This window comes from Bradyrhizobium sp. WSM4874 (assembly GCF_055811835.1).
In genome coordinates this window covers 165294-182132 of record NZ_JBVVPR010000005.1, presented here as the reverse complement: position 1 = coordinate 182132, position 16839 = coordinate 165294, and the positions used below count along the sequence as shown (strand labels likewise).

Here is a 16839-nt window from a genome sequence, read left to right as displayed (position 1 = left end):
TCGCTCAGGCCTTTCGCCGCAGGCTCCAAAGGCTCCCGAGAGCCACGACGGCGGTCATGAGCAGGATGGCGACGAAGGTTTGGATGATCGTGAAGTTCAGGGCGTCACGCGCGACGAACAGCGCGGTGACGGCTCCGGCAAACACAAACAGAATGCGAAGAATCAGACTCATCATCATGTCTCCAGACGGCATGATCCGGAGCCACCCGGCGACGCGGATGCGCAAGGCTGGTTCGGCGGTCATGCCGGCGGACCTTACCGGCCGGCATCAAAGCCTGTTTGCGATACGTCAAGCGCGCTTCGCCGCTACGCAAGCGGGCTCGGACCGCCCCTCGCACGCTGTGGCGGCATCGCAACTGCGCTGCCTGCGGCTGCGCAGCACTGGGCGCTGGACTAGCGCTTCGCCATCAACTCGAGCGCCGGGGCAAAGCGCTCGGAAAATGTCAACGTCTTGGCATGGTGTACTGCGGCAAACGATGCCGAGATCCCGGCTGAAGCGACCACGAGCAGGGCAACGGCGAAAACCAGACGGCGCATTTCGGCCTCCTGTATGACCTCGACGACACCAACAGATGACACGGCTTTGTTTCAGCACCGCTTCGCGCGGACAGAGGGATGGTTTCGCTCAAGAGACTGTGATCGGATCCGGTCTGTGGCGCCGCATGCCGTACCGATGTGAGCGTTGCGCCTAATCATCCTCCGCCGGTCCGCACCAGCCGGGCAGATAGATCGCATCCTTGCTCTTGGCTGAGGACATCGCCTTCTCGAGCGCCTTGTCAAAATTGGCGTCCACAGCCTTGCGCGACAGCTTTCTGCGCAGATAATCGGCCCACAGGAATTCGGAGAACGGCGTGGTGTCCTTGGCGAAGCCGCCCATGCGGCGCAGCTCGCCGGCAAGGCTCCGGAAGGGATCGTCCTTGAGATCGACGACGGATTTCGGCAAATCGCGGAACGGCCGCCGTTCGCCCTTGGCGTCGTAGGGATAGACCCAGCGCTTATTGTCCATCACGCCCCAGAACGCTTCGCGCTCGACCATCCTGAGGTCGCCGATGATGGTAACCAGCACCTCCTTGACGCCCTCATCGTGCAGCGCGCGACCGAGATGATGATGGTCGATCACGTAATAGCGCTCGTCGGGGCCGTGCACGACGGGGATCATATGCTTGCCGAGCAGATCGGCCTGCTTCTTCTTGTCGTGCTCGCGCCAGCGCTTGCGCTTCTCCTTGACCTCGCGCATCCCGACCGTCATCTGCGTCGGCCGCAGCGACAGGATCGACACCGGATGTACTCTCGGTTCGCGCGTATTGCTCATGGTCGAAAGGCCCTTAACATGGTTGCAGCTGCGTGATCAGGTTCCCTGAACTATGGCATGGCCCTCGCGCCGGCAAATGCATTCGGCTGGGTGGAGGTTTTTGCATCGCACCCTCTGCATGTCGGGGACGACGGTTCCGCGGTCATTCGTTCGCAGCCCCGCAGGATAGTGCGAACGCGCAATGCACGTGCGCGTTGAGAAGATTTTCTGCAACGCGTTCACCACCTATGCTATCTAAAAATCGCTGCTTCGGAGTGATCCCTGCACCATGACAACCCAGCGGCCCATAAGCTCGGATGACGAGCACCGGGTGCTCCAGTTCAGGCCGCGCACCTCGCCTTCCCCGACGGGCTACCGCGGCAATGCTACCGTGCAGAAATTGCGCGTCGCGCCCGAGCCGCTCGACCTGTCGCGCTACGAGCAGCCCCGCCCTGGACCGGACGATTTCCGCCATCGCATGCTCGCCAACATCGCGGCGCTGGCTTTCACCATCGCACTGACCGCGATCGGGATCTGGCTTGCGGTCAGCATCGCCGACCTGCGCCGGACTCAGGATTGCGTGCTGATGGGCCGCCGCGACTGCGTCAAGATCACGACGCCGCACATCTAGGCGACGGTCCTTAGGCCGGAGCGGCTCAGCCGGGGCGTCCCCAGTCCAGTCCCCACACCCGTCCGGCTCCATTGAACTCAGGGCGGCGCTCCGATATACGGGCTTTCGACCCGGCCAGAGGGGGGTTGAGGGCGTCATCGGGGCGCGATGCCCACCCACCGTTCCACTCTGGACAATCTGACAAATATCTGCAATATATCAAAGGCTTAGTGATGTCCTCCACATTCGATCAGGTCGCTACGATCATCGCTGAAACCTGCGACATCCCGCGCGACACGATCACGCCGGATAGCCACGCCATCGATGACCTCGGCATCGACAGCCTCGATTTCCTGGACATCGCGTTCGCGATCGACAAGCAGTTCGGTATCAAGCTGCCGCTGGAAAAGTGGACCCAGGAGGTCAACGACGGCAAAGCGACCACCGAGCAGTATTTCGTGCTGAAAAACCTGTGCGCCCGCATCGACGAACTGGTTGCGGCCAAGGGCGCGAGCGCCTAAGCGCGCGGTCATGCAACTCGAATACTTCCACATGATAGATCGCGTCGTCGACCTCAACGTCGACGCGAAGACGATTGTCGTCGAGGCTCAGGTCCCGATGGAGAGCACCATCTTCGAGGGGCACTTCCCGGGCTATCCCCTGATGCCCGGCGTGCTCCTGATCGAATCGATGGCGCAGGCCTCGGGCTGGCTTCAGCTTGGCGTGCTCAAATTCGAGCGCATGCCGATCCTGGCCGCCGTCAAGGAGGCCAAGGTGCGCGGCTCGGTCTTCCCCGGCGATCTCATGAGCATCGAGGCGAGCCTTGCCCATCAGGGCTCGGGCTACGCCGTGACCGAAGCCAAGATCAAGGTCGGCGGCAAGCTGCGCGCGAATTCGACGCTGACCTTCACGCAGATTCCCTTTCCCCATGCGGATATGCGCGCCCACATGGACGCGGTCGCCAAACGCGTCGGCTTTCCGCAACAGGCCGTATCGCCATGACCGAGACTGCTTCGAAGCCCGCCCAGACGGAAGTCTGGATCACCGGCATTGGCCTGGCCACCTCGCTCGGCGAGGGCCTGGACGCCAACTGGGCCGCGCTTCAGGAGAAGCGCATCAATGTCGATGAGAAGGGCTTTGCACCCTATATCGTGCACCCCCTGATGCCTGTGACCTTCGACAGCCAGATCCCGAAGAAGGGCGACCAGCGCCAGATGGAAGCCTGGCAGCGCATCGGCACCTATGCGGCCGGGCTTGCGCTCGACTCCGCCGGAATCAAGGGCAACAAGGACATCCTGTCGAAGATCGACATGGTGGTCGCCGCCGGCGGCGGCGAGCGCGATCTCAACGTCGACACCGGCGTGCTCACGGCCGAGGCCAAGGGCGCCAATGCGCCCGGCTTCCTCAACGAGCGGCTGATGAGCGATCTCAGGCCGACGCTGTTCCTGGCCCAGCTCTCCAACCTGCTCGCCGGCAACATCGCCATCGTGCACGGCATTGGCGGCACCTCGCGCACCTTCATGGGTGAAGAGGTTGCCGGCGCCGATGCCGCCCGTATTGCATTGTCGCGCATCGCCTCCGGCGAGAGCGACATCGCGCTGATCGGCGGCTCGCACAATGGCGAGCGCAAGGACCTGATGGTCCTCTACGAATTCGGCGACTTCAATCTCAAGGACAAGTTCGCACCCGTGTGGGCGCGCAAGGACCACGCCGGCTTCGCGCTCGGCTCGGCTGGCGCGTTTCTGGTGCTGGAATCGAAGGCGCATGCGGAAGCGCGCGGCGCAAAGCCATTCGCGAAACTGTCGAGCGTCGTTGCCGACCTTGCCCGGCGCAAGACTCCCGGCGACATGGCCGCGACGCTGGAGAAGCTTTGGGCAAAGTTGCCGAAGCGCGACGGCAAGGGCGCGATCATATCCGGTGCGACCGGCGCTGAGCCGGCGACATCAGAAGAGCGCGGCTTCCTGAAGGGCCACGCCGAGTTCCCGGTGCGCTCGACCGGCACGATGTTCGGCCACACCATGGAGACGCAATTCCCGCTCGGCATCGCGCTCGCTGCGCTCTCGATCTCTCGCGGCGCGCTGTTTCCGCCGAACGATTCCACGGGCACCGAGATTGAAATGCAGGGAGCGCCCACCCAGATTGTGGTGGTGGGGGCCGGACACTGGCGCGGCGAAGGCATGGCGCTGGTCGAGGCAGTAAGCTAAAGCGCGTTGCGCTTTTGGCAGGTTATTGTTTGGGCATGATCTTCTCGGAAAACCACGTCACGCTTTTTCGGATCATGCTCCAGCTCAAGCGGGGATCGACATGACTGCACCACGCGACAAACTCGGGCGCCCCGTCGTCGTCGTCACCGGCATGGGCATCATGACCTCGCTGGGCAACGGCAAGACCGACAATTGGGCGAAGCTCGTCGCCGGCGAATCCGGCATCCGCACCATCACGCGCTTTCCGGTCGACGGCCTGAAAACCACGATGGCCGGCACGGTGGATTTCGTCAGCGTCGATCCGTTCTCCTCCACCGGGCTGTCCGAACGGATGGCCGAACTGGTGACGCAGGAGGCGCTGGAGCAGGCCGGCATCGGCGCCAAGGCGGATTTCCCGGGTCCTCTCTTCCTTGCGGTCGCACCTGTCGAAGTCGAATGGCCGCAGCGCCGCGAACTCGGCCGCGCCGTCGGTAAGCTCGACTTCAATTATGACGATCTGCTGCGCATCTCTGGCGGCGGCAAGTACAGCGCCTATCACCACCGCTTCATGTTCGGCTCGGTCGCGGCCTACCTCGCGGAGACCTTCGGCACCAAGGGCTCGCCGATCTCGTTGTCGACGGCGTGCGCTTCGGGCGCGACCTCGATCCAGCTCGGTGTCGAGGCGATCCGCCGCGGCGAAACCGATGCCGCCCTGTGCGTGGCGACCGACGGCACCGTGAATCCGGAGGCGCTGGTGCGCTTCTCGCTGCTCTCGGCGCTGTCGACCCAGAACGATCCGCCGCAGGCGGCCTCCCGTCCCTTCTCCAAGAACCGCGACGGTTTTGTCATGGCCGAAGGCGCCGGTGCGCTGGTGCTCGAAAGCTATGAAGCGGCCACCGCGCGCGGCGCAAAAATCCTCGGCGTGATCGCCGGCTGCGGCGAACTCACCGATTCCTTCCATCGCACCCGCTCGTCGCCCGACGGCAAGCCGATCATCGGCTGCATGAACAAGACGCTGGCCGACGCCGGCATGACGCCGGACCAGATCGACCACATCAACGCGCACGGCACCGCGACGCCCGAGAACGACAAGATGGAGTACAATACGACATCGGCCGTGTTCGGCGATCTCGTCTCGAAGATTCCGGTCACCTCCAACAAGTCGATGGTCGGCCACACCATCTCGGCCGCCGGCGCGGTCGAGGCGATCTTCTCGCTGCTGACGCTGGAGCATCAGCGCATCCCGCCGACGATCAACTACGACAATCCGGATCCCACGATCCTGTTCGACGTCGTCGGCAACAAGGCACGCGATGCCCGCGTCACCGCTGTGATGTCGAACTCGTTTGGCTTCGGCGGCCAGAACGCCTCGCTGATCCTGACCCGCGAACCGGCCTGACCGGACGCATGGCGCGGCTTCCTGCGAGGACGAAGGCCCGCGCGCGGGAGACGGCCAAATCGATCGGTGGAGGCCTGATCGGCGCTGCCACCGTCGGCATGCTCCGCACCACGCGTTATTTCGATCCGGCCAAGACCTCGGACTTTTTCGCACGCGTCACCAAGCTGATCGGGCCGCGCCTGCGCGAGCACCGCATCGGCCGCGCCAATCTCACCGCGGCGTTTCCGGACAAGTCGCCCGAGGAAATCGAATCCATCCTGATGGGCGTCTGGGACAATCTCGGTCGCGTCGGCGCCGAATTCGCCCATATGGACCACGTCTGGGATTATGACCGCGATCATCCGGAAAACAGTCGGATCGAACTGCCCAGCCGCAGCATCGAGCTGTTCGATCAAATCCGCGACGACGGCAAGCCGGCGCTGATCTTCGCCGCGCATCTGGCCAATTGGGAATTGCCGGCGCTCGCCGCGGTCGCACACGGGCTCGATGCGGCAATCCTCTACCGCCGCCCGAATATCGCCTCCGCCGACCGCATCATCCAGGAGATGCGCCAGGTCAACATGGGCACGCTGATCCCGGCGGGGCGCGACGCGCCGCTGCGGCTTGCGCAGGCGCTCAAGGACGGCAAGCACGTCGCGATGCTGATCGACCAGTATCTGACCGGCGGCGTCGAGGTCACCTTCTTCGACCGCAAGACTCGCGCCAATCCGATGCTGGCGCGCCTGTTGCGCCAGGTCGAATGCCCGATCCACGGCGTCCGCGTCATCCGCCTTCCCGGCGGCCGCTTCACCGCCGAGATCACCGAAGAAGTCCAGCCGGTGCGCGACGCCGACGGCAGGATCGACATCCAGGGCACCACCCAGGCGATCACCAGCGTGGTGGAAGGCTGGGTCCGCGAGCATCCCGAGCAGTGGCTGTGGCTACACCGACGGTGGCGGTGATCTTGTTTCGTCATTGCGAGCGACTTGTCCGCCGTAGCTCGAAGAGCGAAGGCGGAAGCGAAGCTCCAGACACCCTCTGCGGAAAGATTCTGGATTGCTTCGTCGCTTCGCTCCTCGCAATGACGCGCGCGATTACCGTCCCGTCTTCACCCTGGTCCAGAGCCTATTGATGATCCGCTGGGTCGCCGGCTCGCGGGCCGTGATGACGAACAGCTTTGAGAGCGTTGCCTCGTCCGGATAGATATTCTTGTCGTTCAAGATTTTCGGATCGACCAGTTTCTGGCTGGCGAGGTTGCCGTTGGCGTAGGACAGGAAGTCCGTATTCTTGGCGGCCACGTCCGGACGGTAAAGATAGTTGATCAGCTCGTAGGCTTCCTTGACGTTCCTGGCGTCCGCGGGGATCGCGAGATTGTCGAAGAACATCTGCGCGCCCTCCTTCGGGATGGCGTAGCCGATCTCGATGCCGCTCTTGACTTCGGCAGCGCGGGCGCGGGCCTGCATGATGTCGCCGGACCAGCCGACCACGAAGCAGATCTCGCCGGTGGCGAGCGCACTCAGATATTCGGAGGAGTGGAATTTGCGCACGGCGGGCCGCACCTTGGCGACGACGTCGGCGGCCTTGTCGAGGTCGGCCTGCTTGGTCGAGTTCGGATCGAGCCCGAGATAGTTCAAAGCCGCCGGAAAGATGTCGTCGGCGGAGTCAAGCATGTGCACGCCGCAGTCTTTGAATCTCGCGAGGTTCTCCGGCTTGAACACGATGTCCCAGCTATCGATCTTCGCATCCGCTCCGAGAATCTGCTTCAGCTTGGCGACGTTGTAGCCGATGCCCGTCGTGCCCCACATGTAATTGGCGGCGTAGATATTGCCGGGGTCGTAGATCGCGAGACGTTCGGTCACTACCGGCCAGGCATTGGCCAGGTTCGGCAGCTTCGACTTGTCGAGCTTCTGGAAGATGTTGGCCTTGATCTGGCGCTGGAGGAAATAGGCGGTGGGCACCACGACGTCATAGCCGGACTTGCCGGCCATCAAACGCGTCTCCAGGGTCTCGTTGGCGTCAAAAGTGTCGTAGACCACCTTGATGCCGGTCTCCTTGGTGAAGGCCTCGAGGACGTCGGGGGCCACGTAGTTCGACCAGTTGTAGAAGTTGACGACCCGCTCCTCGGCCCCTGCGGGGGCGGAGAGCAACGTCAGCGCGGCGGCGATCGCGAGGCCAAAACCAAAGCGGCTGACGATCGTCATCTCCTACCTCTTGCGCCCGCGCACCGCGTCCGACAGCCGCTCCAGCGCGGTATCGAGCGTCTCGTCCTTCTTGGCAAAGCAGAAGCGCACCACCGAGGTCACAGGATCCTGCTCGTAGAAGGCCGACACCGGGATTGCGGCGACCTTGTAGTCCTTCACGATCCGCCAGCAGAACTCGGTGTCGCTCTCGTTCAGCCCCAGCGGCGACAGGTCGACGGTGAGGAAGTAGGTGCCCTGCGACTTCAGCACCGGGAAGCCGAGGCTCTCCAGTCCCTTGGCGAGACGGTCCCTGCTCCGCGCCAGGTCCTTGCGCATCGACAGGAAATACTCGTCCGGCTTGCCGAGGCCGTAGGCGACGGCGGCCTGGAGGTTCGGCGCGGTGGTGAAGGTCAGGAACTGGTGCACCTTGGCGGCAACGCGCAGCAGCGGCGGCGCGGCGCAGACGAAGCCGATCTTCCAGCCCGTCAGCGAAAAGATCTTGCCGGCCGAACCGACCTTGATGGTGCGGTCGCGCATGCCGGGGATGGTGATCAGCGGGATGTGCTTGTGCTCGTCGAAGGTGACGTGCTCCCAGACCTCGTCGCAGATCGCGATGACGTCGAACTCCTGGCAGTAGCGCGCCAGCAGCTCGAGATCCTCGCGCGGAAACACCACCGCGGACGGATTCAGGGGGTTGTTGAAGAGCACCGCCTTGGTCTTTGAATTGAAGACGCTTTTCAGCATGTCCTCATTCAGCCGCCAATGCGGCGGCTCAAGCCGGACCAGGCGCGGAATGCCGCCGGCCTGGCGAATGATCGGCAGATAGGAATCGTACACCGGCTGGAAGCAGACCACTTCGTCACCGGGCTGGACCACGGCGAGGATGGCCGAGGTCAGGGCCTCGGTGCCGCCGGAGGTCACCATCACCTCGCTCATCGGATCGAGCTTGAGGCCGTGCCAGTGGCCGTAATGGGTCGCGATCGCCTGGCGCAGTTCCGGCAGGCCCATCATCGACGGGTACTGGTTGTAGCCGTTCAGGGAGGCATCGGCCGCGGCGCGGCGGATGTCCTCGGGGCCGGGATCATCGGGAAAGCCCTGGCCAAGATTGATGGCGGCATTGTCGCGCGCGGCCTGCGACATCGCCTCGAAGATGGTGACGGGAAGGTCCGCGAAGACCTTGTTGAGGGACGAGCTCTTGGACATCGGCGGGTCAGCCGCCGACCTTGCTGGGAAGACCCGCCGCCTTCCAGCCAAGCATGCCGCCGGCCAGATGCTTGTCGTAAGGCAGGCCCGCGGCCTGCGCCGCCAGCGAGGCCGTCACCGAACGCTTGCCCGAGCGGCAGGCGAACACGACCTCCTTACCCTCGGGATCGGGGATCGCTTTGGGATCGAAGGTCGAGAGCGGCACGACCACGCCGTAGGGATAAGCCTCGGCCTCGACCTCGTTCGGCTCGCGCACGTCGACGAGGAGATAGCGCCCTTCCGCGACACCCTTGGAGACCTCGTCCGGGGTCAGATCCTGTACTTGATTTGCCACATCATCCTCCAACGTCGCGGGCCGCTGCCGGGGCGATCCCGGCGGCCGGCAACCTCGCCTCTCGGCCGGTGAAAATCAAGCGCTACAAAGGCTTGAGCTGCCTTGCGCAAGTTAAAGCTAAATCGCAGCGACTTGAAGCGCGACCTTCAGGATGCCTGAAGCTCCTGCTTCACACCCTCACCGCTAACTCGGTGTCATTCCCCGCGAAAGCGGGGAATCCAGTACGCCGCGGCCTCCCCGTATCTACGCACGGTCTCTGGATACTGGATCGCCCGGTCAAGCCGGGCGATGACAGCGGCGGAGCTAAATGGTGACCTGGGTGCCGACCTCGACGACGCGACCGGAGGGGATCTGGAAATAGTCGGTGGCGTCGTTGGCGGAACGGCTGAGCGAGATGAACAGCCGGTCCTGCCAGCGCGGCATGCCGGAATGGGCGGCCGGCTTGAGCGCCCTCCGCGATAGGAAGAACGAGGTCGACATGATGTCGAACTGCCAGCCGAGCTTGCGGGCGATCGCCAGCGCCTTCGGCACGTTGGGCGATTCCATGAAGCCGAACTTCAGCGTCACCTTGGAGAAGGTCGGCGAGATCTGCTCCAGCTTCACCCGCTCGGCCGGATCGATGCGCGGGGTCTGTGCGGTCTCGATGGTGAGAATGACGTTCTTCTCGTGCAGCACCTTGTAGTGCTTCAGACTGTGCATCAGCGCGGTCGGGGCGCTGAGGGGATCGCTGGTCAGGAACACGGCGGTGCCGGGCACGCGCTGCGGCGGCCGCTTTTCCAGCATCGCCACGAGGTCGGCGAGCGGGAATTCGAGCTTGCGCGACTTCTCGAACAGCAGCCGGCTGCCGCGCCGCCACGTGTACATCAGGATGATCATGAGCGCGCCGAGCGCCAGCGGCACCCAGCCGCCCTCGAATACCTTGAGCAGATTGGCGGCCAGGAAGGTGAGGTCAAGGAACAAGAACGGCGCGATCAGGGCGGCAGCCGTGAACGGCGACCACCGCCAGACCTTCCAGATCACCACGAAGCCCATCATCGCCGTGACCACCATGGTCCCGGTGACGGAGATGCCGTAGGCCGAGGCCAGCGCACTGGAGGAGCGGAACAAGAGCACCAGCAGGACCACCGCGACCAGCAGGAGTTGGTTGATGCGCGGGATGAAGATCTGACCCGAATGGGCTTCAGACGTATGGCGAATTTCAAAGCGGGGCAACAGACCGAGCTGGATCGCCTGACGCGTCAGCGAATAGGCACCGGTGATGACCGCTTGGCTCGCGATGACGGTTGCGGCGGTCGCCAGCACGACCATGCAGCCGCGGAAAAAACCTTGCGGAAAGAGCTGGAAGAACGGGCTCACGATCGCGCCGGGGTCGCCGAGCACGAGGGCGCCCTGCCCCAGATAGTTCAATGCCAGCGACGGCACCACGATGAACAGCCAAGCGGTCTGGATCGGCCGCTTACCGAAATGGCCGAGGTCGGCATAGAGCGCCTCGGCACCGGTGACCGCCAGGAACACCGCGCCGAGCGTCACAAAGCCTATGATGCCGTGGTGGATCATGAAGGACACGGCGTAGAGCGGGTTCAGCGCGAACAGCACCTGCGGCTGCTCGATGATCGGATGGATCGCCGCAATCGCGATCACAGCGAACCAGACGCACATGATCGGCCCGAAGAAGGCAGCGACGCGAGCGGTGCCGCGGGACTGCACGGCAAACAGACCGACCAGGATGATCACGGTCAGCGGTACGATGTAGGGCTCGAAGTGCAGCGTGATGTCCTTCATGCCTTCGATCGCCGACAGCACCGAGAGCGCCGGCGTGATCACGGCGTCGCCGTAGAACAGGGCGCCGGAAATGATGCCGAGCATGACGATGGTTGTTCCGCGGGTGCCGACTGCGCGCTGGGCCAGCGCCATCAGCGCCAACGTGCCGCCCTCGCCGTTGTTGTCGGCACGGAGCAGGATCACGACGTATTTGAGCGTCACCACGACGATGAGCGCCCACAGGATCAGGGAGAGCACGCCGAGCACGGCTGCCGGCGTCGGCACCCCCTCCGCGCCAGAGGCCGCCATGACGGCTTCGCGGAACGCGTAGAGCGGGCTGGTGCCGATATCGCCATAGACGACGCCGATGCTGCCGAGTGTCAGCGCACCGAAACGGGCGGTGGTGTGGGCATCGCCATGCCCATTGGCCGCCGCCGTTTCCGGGGCGGAAATCGCTACATCACTTGTCATGGGAGAGCCTGATGGCCTCTAAAAATGCTTCACTGCACAACGGCAGAAGGGCGCGGGGCTTATAGGCCTGCGCTACCGGCATAGCCTAGCCCGATTTCGGGGCTTAGGCATGCAATTTTGCATAGCTTCGCCGACCGCGTCTTAGATGGTGACCTGGGTTCCGACTTCAACCACCCGTCCGGTGGGAATCTGGAAATAGTCGGTGGCGTCGTTGGCGGACCGGCTCAGTGCGATGAACAAATGGTCCTGCCAAAGCGGCATGCCGGACTGCGCCGACGCCTTCAGTGAGCGCCGGGACACGAAGAACGACGTCGACATGATGTCGAACTGCCAGCCCTGCTTGCGCGCGATTGCAAGCGCCTTGGGCACATTCGGCTGCTCCATGTAACCGAAGCGCAGGCGGACCTTGAAGAACTTGTCGCTGATCTTCTCCATCCGGAAACGCTCCGACAGATCAACCCGCGGCGTATGCGCGGTCTCGATGGTCAGGACCACGTTGTGCTCGTGCAGCACCTTGTTGTGCTTGAGATTGTGCAGCAGCGCGGTCGGCACGAAGGAAGGATCGCTGGTCAGGAACACCGCGGTGCCCTTGACGATATGCGGCGGCCGCTTCTCCAGGCTCCGGATCAGATCGTCCAGCGGCACCTCGATGCGGCGCGTTTTCTGAATCAAGATCCCGGACCCTCGCCGCCAGGTCCAGATTGTCCCGGCCATGATCACGCCGAACAGCAGCGGCACCCAGGCGCCTTCCAGCAGCTTCAGAAGATTCGCGCTGAAGAAGCTGATGTCGACCACGACGAAGGGCAGGATCACGGCTGCGGCCGTCGCGGCGCGCCAGTTCCACAATTTCCAGATCACGATGAAGCCCATGACGCCGTCGGCAACCATGGTGGTGGAGACCGCGATGCCGTAGGCAGATGCCAGGTTGCTGGGGGTGTGGAACAACAGCACCAGCAGCATCACACCGATCAGGAGCAGGCGGTTTACCCGCGGCAGATAGATCTGGCCGGCGTGGGTTTCCGAGGTGAAGCGCACCTCGAAGCGTGGCAGGAGGCCGAGCTGCACGGCCTGATAGACCAGCGAATAGGCCCCCGTGATCACCGCCTGGCTCGCGATCACGGTCGCGGCGGTCGCAAGCCCGACCAGCGGCAGCACGAAGTGCTCGGGCACCATGCGGTAAAAGGAATGTTCGATCGCGCTGGGATCGGACAGCACCAGCGCGCCCTGCCCGAAATAGTTGATCAGGAGCGAGGGCAGCACGAAGAACATCCAGGCCGACTGGATCGGCTTGCGGCCGAAATGGCCAAGATCTGCGTAAAGCGCCTCGCCGCCGGTCACCGCCAGGAACACCGCGCCCAGTGTCACCAGGCCGATCGTGCCGTGCGACAGCAGGAATTGCAGCGCGTAATAGGGATTGATCGCAGCGAGTACCGACGGATCGTCGGCGATGTGAATGGCGCCCAGCACGGCAAGAACGGTGAACCAGACGACCATCACCGGCCCGAAGGCCGAGGCCACCAGCGCCGTCCCCTTGCTCTGGACCGCGAACAGCAGCGCCAGGATGAGAACGGTCAGGGGAACGACATAGTGCTCGAAGGCAGGAGTTGCGAGTTTTAGACCCTCGACCGCCGACAGCACCGAGATCGCCGGCGTGATCATGGAATCGCCGATGAACATGGAGGCGCCGACGACGCCGAGCGCTGTCAGGAACCAGCTCCGCCGCCCGAGCGCGCGCTGGCCGAGCGCCATGAGGGAAAGCGTGCCGCCCTCCCCGTTGTTGTCGGCGCGCAGCAGCAGCAGAACGTATTTGGCGGTGACGACGATCAGCAGCGCCCAGAGGATCAGCGAGAGCACGCCGAGCACCATGACCCGCGAGACCGGCTGGCCATGGGCCGCGCCCCTGACCGCCTCGTGGAATGCGTAGAGTGGCGACGTGCCGATGTCGCCGAAGACGACGCCGATGCTCCCGAGCGTCAGGCCCCAGAAACCAGAGGTGACCGGCCCGTCCTGAGCTTCGGTCGATGTGATGCTCGCCGTCATATGAAACTGGAACGCTTCTGCCCGAGAATTGATCCGGCGCCTTTTGACGGTTCCGGCGCCCCTGTCAATCGGCACATCACCATAGCAGGCGCCGGGGCAGATGCTGTGACGCCGCAGCAACGGTCGTCGCCCACGCGACGACATGCCTCAGGTACGATGGTGGCACAAGAGCCCTGAGCCTTTCCGTCCCGATTGAAGCGTAACGGGCTCTACATCCCTGTTTTGTCGCGTTTTCTTCAGACGAAGCGGCGTTCACCTCGCTCGGAGACGCCCTAAGGCTTCAGATTCGGCGGCAGCGGCGGATCTTCACGCATGAGAGTGATGGTCACCCGCCGGTTGGCGGCAAGCGACGGATCGTCCGGGAACAGCGGCTGGGTGTCCGCCTTGCCGGAGACGGCAAAGACATGGGCGCCCGGCAGGCCCTCGCGTTCGAGGATCTGACGGACGGCATTGGCGCGGTCGGCCGACAGGTCGAAGGCACCGTAGTCGCTGCGGGTCGGCACAAATCCAGCCGCGGTGTGGCCGGCGATGGAGACGCGCAGCGGCGTCGCCTTGAGCGGAACAGCGAGCTTCTCGATCAAGCGGCGGGTGCGGTCATAGGGCACTTTGGAGCCGTCGGCGAACATCGACCGGCCGTCCTGGTCCACGATCTCGAGGTTAAGACCCTGCTTGGTCTCCTCGAACATGATGTGCTTGGACATCTCGGTCAGTTCCGGCATGTCCTGCAACGCCTGGCGCAACGAGGCCGCCGCCAGCGCAAAATTGCGGTCGACCTTGATCTTCGCGCCCGACGTGCGGTCACGATCCTCCTGGTCCGGCGTCGGCGTGTTGGAGGAGTCCTCAGGCTGAATGTGATCGACGTTCTTCAGCCGAGGGCGGGTCGGCAGGCCGTCGGACTCGACGATGCCGGAGTAGCGCGCTTCGGTCTGGACACCAAAGGCGTCGCGCATGGAGCCCGCGACGACCTTCAGCTTGTTGGCATCCTGAGTCGAGAACGCGACGAGCATCACGAAGAAGCTCATCATCAGGCCCATCAGGTCGGCGAAGGTCACGAACCAGCCGTGACCGCCTCCGTGTGAATCGCCGCGCTTCTTCTTGGCCATATCTCAAATCCCGGCGGGCAGAATCAGGCCGGAACCGGCTCGCCTTCGGCGTGGCGGTGCTTCTCGGGCAGATAAGCCAGCAGCATTTCGCGGACCAGCGTCGGACTCTTGGAGTCGCGGATCATCAGGATGCCGTCGATGATCAGCGTGCGGTTGGTCTCTTCGTCCAGGAGCTTGCCATGCAGCTTGTCCGCGATCGGGGTACAGAACAGGTTGGCGACCAGCGCGCCGTAGAGAGTGGCGAGCAGCGCGGTCGCCATGAACGGGCCGAGCTTTGACGGGTCGGTCATGTTGGCGAACATCTGCACCATGCCGATCAGCGTGCCGACCATGCCGAAAGCCGGGGCGCAGTCGCCGATGGCGCGGTAGATCTTGCTGCCTTCGTCCAGATGCATCAGGAAGTTGTCGCGGTCGCGCTCGAGGTTGTCGCGAATGAAATCGAGGTCGTAGCCGTCGGCGACGTAGCGGATGCCCTTGGCGAGGAACGGCTCGTCGGTCTCGACTTTTTCCAGCCCCACCGGGCCCTGCTTGCGGGCGATCTCGGCGATGCGGGCGAGCTCGTCGACCAGATCGTGCGCCGACAGACGGCTCATTGTGAAGGCAAACTTGGCGCCGAGCGGCAGGCCATGGATCAGCGTCGAGAGCGGAAAGCGGATCATGGTCGCAGCCGTCGAGCCGCCGAAGATGATGATCATCGCATGCTCGGAGACGAACATGTGGAGATCGCCGCCCAGCAGCATCATCGTCGCGATGACGATAATGCCCGCCACGAGCCCGATGCTCGTCATGATATCCATGGGAGACTCCAACGCGAACGCAACAACGGCCGTCCTGGCCGATGGCGCGGCCCAACCCCGAACCGCATCGGAGACCCTAGTGAGCCGCGATTAAAGACGCGTAAAGGTTAAGTTGAGCCGGCGCGCCCGGCGGCCGCAGGGCGCTAAAAGGCGCCGGCTTTTGCCGACTGCCGACAGGGATTTCAACATTTTGCTAACCATACGGCGCCGCGCACCCATCACCGTGCGTGCGCGAAACCTTCGGCTGCGGCCCTGCGCCACATCGGGCGCGACCGATCAGTTGGTATTCTGGACCGGACCGGCACCTCATGGCGGAAGGCATCGCAATGGTGACGCTGTTCAGTCTTCTCACCGCGCTTCCCGCAGTGCTGGCGCTCCACATGCTCGAACCCGAGCTCGTCTTGCCGGCCTTCAGCGTGCTGCTCTTTGTCGAGGCGGCCCTGGCCGTGATCGCAGCGCGCCTGATCCAGATGCCGGACAATGCGGAAGATATCACACTGTGGGATTTTGCCGGCGGCTTCACCTTGATCGGATGCGCTGCCGCGGTATTCGGCGAGCCAGATCAAGCCGCCCTGTTCCTGACGGACCAGGACGGCCTACGAGCAGCGTCGCAGCCGTAGATCGTTCCGGTCCGGCCGTTAGTGGATCTCCGCCGAGCGCTTCAGTGCGGCCTTCAGCTTCTCCAGCGAGAAGTCGGGGCTGCGGGCGATTTCGAGGATCGGCGTCTCGCGGCGGCCGCAGAGCTCGGCGGCCTCGGGCAGCTTTGCGGCGATGTCGCGCGGGATCACGATGGCGCCGTGCAGATCGGCGTGGATCAGGTCGTCCGACTTCACGGTCATGCCGGCAACGCGCACCTCGCCGCCAAAGCTCTCCGCATGTACCCAAGCATGCGACGGGCCGATCGAGCCGGCCAGCGCCTGGAATCCAGGTGCCCATTGCGGGATGTCGCGGATCGAGCCGTCAGTGATCACGCCGAGGCAGCCGAGCGCCTTGTGCACGTTGCTCTGCACCTCGCCCCAGAACGCACCGTAGCCGACGTCGGGACCGTCGATGTCCTGGATCACCGAGATGCGCGGACCGTGGCCGGTCCCGACATATTCGTAGTAGTCGATGCGGCGCTTGGACTGCTCTTCCGGCGGTAGCGAGTTTTTCAGCACCGAGCGGATCGCGACCGTGCGGGCGTAGCCGACGATCGGCGGCAGATCGGGGAATGGGCAGACCAGTGGCTTGGTGGTGTAGCCGATCAGCCGGCGCTCGGGCGCCACGATCTCCATGGCATTGCAGATCGTCGGGGTGTCATAGCGGCCCAGCGCTTCGAGGACGGAAGCGGGCAGCGGCCCGGTCGCAGTATTCGTCACGGCGTTCTCTCCCAGATTGGCGGCCGCTGTTGGCGCGGTGCCGCCGGCACTTGGCGATATAGCCGAGATCGGGTCTCAACCCAACTCGGGGCGCCTCATGGCAGATATCCAAGTCTTGTTGATCAGTGGC

At 64.0% G+C, this 16839-nt stretch carries 18 protein-coding genes; 7 read left to right on the top strand and 11 right to left on the bottom strand.

Features of this window, described 5'->3' with window-relative positions:
- Window positions 1–4: 4 nt before the first annotated feature.
- The 3 genes from AC0L3P_RS07555 to AC0L3P_RS07545 all read right to left on the bottom strand — a co-directional run bounded on the left by AC0L3P_RS07555 (window position 5) and on the right by AC0L3P_RS07545 (window position 1312).
- Window positions 5–244 (bottom strand): hypothetical protein, encoded by a 240-nt coding sequence (locus AC0L3P_RS07555; protein ID WP_275167416.1) that lies wholly within the window; start codon window positions 242–244, stop codon window positions 5–7.
- A gap of 149 nt (window positions 245–393) precedes the next feature.
- On the bottom strand, window positions 394–537 hold the full coding sequence (locus AC0L3P_RS07550) for a hypothetical protein (RefSeq protein WP_007608861.1): 144 nt from the start codon (window positions 535–537) through the stop codon (window positions 394–396).
- Between the two features lie 151 nt (window positions 538–688).
- A complete protein-coding gene (locus AC0L3P_RS07545; protein WP_473301464.1) occupies window positions 689–1312 on the bottom strand; it encodes a ParB-like protein in 624 nt (207 codons plus the stop codon).
- A gap of 268 nt (window positions 1313–1580) precedes the next feature.
- Here AC0L3P_RS07545 and AC0L3P_RS07540 point away from each other — a divergent pair, with 268 nt between their 5' ends.
- From AC0L3P_RS07540 to AC0L3P_RS07515, 6 genes are all read left to right on the top strand, one after another.
- Window positions 1581–1922 carry a hypothetical protein gene (locus AC0L3P_RS07540; RefSeq protein ID WP_354204287.1) on the top strand — a complete coding sequence of 114 codons (342 nt, stop codon included), beginning with the start codon at window positions 1581–1583 and terminating at the stop codon, window positions 1920–1922.
- Between the two features lie 212 nt (window positions 1923–2134).
- Entirely contained in the window at window positions 2135–2422 is a 288-nt protein-coding gene (locus AC0L3P_RS07535) for an acyl carrier protein (protein WP_007592476.1), read from the top strand.
- 10 nt (window positions 2423–2432) lie between these two features.
- Window positions 2433–2903 carry a 3-hydroxyacyl-ACP dehydratase FabZ family protein gene (locus AC0L3P_RS07530; RefSeq protein ID WP_007608856.1) on the top strand — a complete coding sequence of 157 codons (471 nt, stop codon included), beginning with the start codon at window positions 2433–2435 and terminating at the stop codon, window positions 2901–2903.
- A complete protein-coding gene (locus tag AC0L3P_RS07525) occupies window positions 2900–4105 on the top strand; it encodes a beta-ketoacyl-ACP synthase (RefSeq protein WP_007592478.1) in 1206 nt (401 codons plus the stop codon). The genes AC0L3P_RS07530 and AC0L3P_RS07525 overlap by 4 nt, the downstream gene beginning before the upstream one ends.
- 100 nt (window positions 4106–4205) lie before the next feature.
- Entirely contained in the window at window positions 4206–5483 is a 1278-nt protein-coding gene (locus AC0L3P_RS07520; protein ID WP_354055608.1) for a beta-ketoacyl-ACP synthase, read from the top strand.
- A gap of 8 nt (window positions 5484–5491) precedes the next feature.
- Window positions 5492–6424: a lipid A biosynthesis lauroyl acyltransferase gene (locus tag AC0L3P_RS07515; RefSeq protein ID WP_473301463.1), complete on the top strand. Its 933-nt coding sequence runs from the start codon at window positions 5492–5494 to the stop codon at window positions 6422–6424.
- Between the two features lie 132 nt (window positions 6425–6556).
- Here AC0L3P_RS07515 and AC0L3P_RS07510 read toward each other — a convergent pair whose 3' ends face one another.
- From AC0L3P_RS07510 to AC0L3P_RS07480, 7 genes are all read right to left on the bottom strand, one after another.
- Window positions 6557–7663 (bottom strand): polyamine ABC transporter substrate-binding protein, encoded by a 1107-nt coding sequence (locus AC0L3P_RS07510; RefSeq protein ID WP_473301462.1) that lies wholly within the window; start codon window positions 7661–7663, stop codon window positions 6557–6559.
- A gap of 3 nt (window positions 7664–7666) precedes the next feature.
- The gene (locus tag AC0L3P_RS07505) at window positions 7667–8845 is read right to left on the bottom strand and encodes an aminotransferase (protein ID WP_275167422.1); all 1179 of its coding nucleotides are present in this window, start codon (window positions 8843–8845) and stop codon (window positions 7667–7669) included.
- A 7-nt stretch (window positions 8846–8852) separates the two neighbouring features.
- Window positions 8853–9179, bottom strand: a complete 327-nt coding sequence (locus AC0L3P_RS07500; protein WP_063996571.1) for a rhodanese-like domain-containing protein — start codon at window positions 9177–9179, stop codon at window positions 8853–8855.
- A 303-nt stretch (window positions 9180–9482) separates the two neighbouring features.
- Complete coding sequence (locus tag AC0L3P_RS07495) at window positions 9483–11411, bottom strand: potassium transporter Kup (protein WP_473301461.1); 1929 nt, start codon at window positions 11409–11411, stop codon at window positions 9483–9485.
- A gap of 141 nt (window positions 11412–11552) precedes the next feature.
- Window positions 11553–13451 carry a potassium transporter Kup gene (locus AC0L3P_RS07490; RefSeq protein WP_473301460.1) on the bottom strand — a complete coding sequence of 633 codons (1899 nt, stop codon included), beginning with the start codon at window positions 13449–13451 and terminating at the stop codon, window positions 11553–11555.
- Between the two features lie 272 nt (window positions 13452–13723).
- On the bottom strand, window positions 13724–14554 hold the full coding sequence (locus AC0L3P_RS07485; RefSeq protein ID WP_007608835.1) for an OmpA/MotB family protein: 831 nt from the start codon (window positions 14552–14554) through the stop codon (window positions 13724–13726).
- A 23-nt stretch (window positions 14555–14577) separates the two neighbouring features.
- Window positions 14578–15351, bottom strand: coding sequence for a motility protein A (locus AC0L3P_RS07480; protein WP_275167425.1), 774 nt, complete (start codon window positions 15349–15351; stop codon window positions 14578–14580).
- Between the two features lie 308 nt (window positions 15352–15659).
- Here AC0L3P_RS07480 and AC0L3P_RS07475 point away from each other — a divergent pair, with 308 nt between their 5' ends.
- Window positions 15660–15971, top strand: a complete 312-nt coding sequence (locus AC0L3P_RS07475) for a hypothetical protein (protein WP_473301459.1) — start codon at window positions 15660–15662, stop codon at window positions 15969–15971.
- Between the two features lie 18 nt (window positions 15972–15989).
- Here AC0L3P_RS07475 and AC0L3P_RS07470 read toward each other — a convergent pair whose 3' ends face one another.
- Entirely contained in the window at window positions 15990–16709 is a 720-nt protein-coding gene (locus tag AC0L3P_RS07470) for an RraA family protein (RefSeq protein ID WP_354055620.1), read from the bottom strand.
- Between the last annotated feature and the right edge of the window lie 130 nt (window positions 16710–16839).

What these genes read in the sequence shown, in the direction of transcription:
- AC0L3P_RS07555 (WP_275167416.1), bottom strand. Translation starts at nt 244, where the DNA reads ATGACCGCCGAACCAGCCTTGCGCATCCGCGTCGCCGGGTGGCTCCGG.
- AC0L3P_RS07480 (WP_275167425.1), bottom strand. Translation starts at nt 15,351, where the DNA reads ATGGATATCATGACGAGCATCGGGCTCGTGGCGGGCATTATCGTCATC.
- AC0L3P_RS07545 (WP_473301464.1), bottom strand. Translation starts at nt 1,312, where the DNA reads ATGAGCAATACGCGCGAACCGAGAGTACATCCGGTGTCGATCCTGTCG.
- AC0L3P_RS07510 (WP_473301462.1), bottom strand. Translation starts at nt 7,663, where the DNA reads ATGACGATCGTCAGCCGCTTTGGTTTTGGCCTCGCGATCGCCGCCGCG.
- AC0L3P_RS07525 (WP_007592478.1), top strand. Translation starts at nt 2,900, where the DNA reads ATGACCGAGACTGCTTCGAAGCCCGCCCAGACGGAAGTCTGGATCACC.
- AC0L3P_RS07530 (WP_007608856.1), top strand. Translation starts at nt 2,433, where the DNA reads ATGCAACTCGAATACTTCCACATGATAGATCGCGTCGTCGACCTCAAC.
- AC0L3P_RS07490 (WP_473301460.1), bottom strand. Translation starts at nt 13,451, where the DNA reads ATGACGGCGAGCATCACATCGACCGAAGCTCAGGACGGGCCGGTCACC.
- AC0L3P_RS07475 (WP_473301459.1), top strand. Translation starts at nt 15,660, where the DNA reads ATGGCGGAAGGCATCGCAATGGTGACGCTGTTCAGTCTTCTCACCGCG.
- AC0L3P_RS07515 (WP_473301463.1), top strand. Translation starts at nt 5,492, where the DNA reads ATGGCGCGGCTTCCTGCGAGGACGAAGGCCCGCGCGCGGGAGACGGCC.
- AC0L3P_RS07535 (WP_007592476.1), top strand. Translation starts at nt 2,135, where the DNA reads ATGTCCTCCACATTCGATCAGGTCGCTACGATCATCGCTGAAACCTGC.
- AC0L3P_RS07540 (WP_354204287.1), top strand. Translation starts at nt 1,581, where the DNA reads ATGACAACCCAGCGGCCCATAAGCTCGGATGACGAGCACCGGGTGCTC.
- AC0L3P_RS07550 (WP_007608861.1), bottom strand. Translation starts at nt 537, where the DNA reads ATGCGCCGTCTGGTTTTCGCCGTTGCCCTGCTCGTGGTCGCTTCAGCC.
- AC0L3P_RS07495 (WP_473301461.1), bottom strand. Translation starts at nt 11,411, where the DNA reads ATGACAAGTGATGTAGCGATTTCCGCCCCGGAAACGGCGGCGGCCAAT.
- AC0L3P_RS07520 (WP_354055608.1), top strand. Translation starts at nt 4,206, where the DNA reads ATGACTGCACCACGCGACAAACTCGGGCGCCCCGTCGTCGTCGTCACC.
- AC0L3P_RS07505 (WP_275167422.1), bottom strand. Translation starts at nt 8,845, where the DNA reads ATGTCCAAGAGCTCGTCCCTCAACAAGGTCTTCGCGGACCTTCCCGTC.
- AC0L3P_RS07485 (WP_007608835.1), bottom strand. Translation starts at nt 14,554, where the DNA reads ATGGCCAAGAAGAAGCGCGGCGATTCACACGGAGGCGGTCACGGCTGG.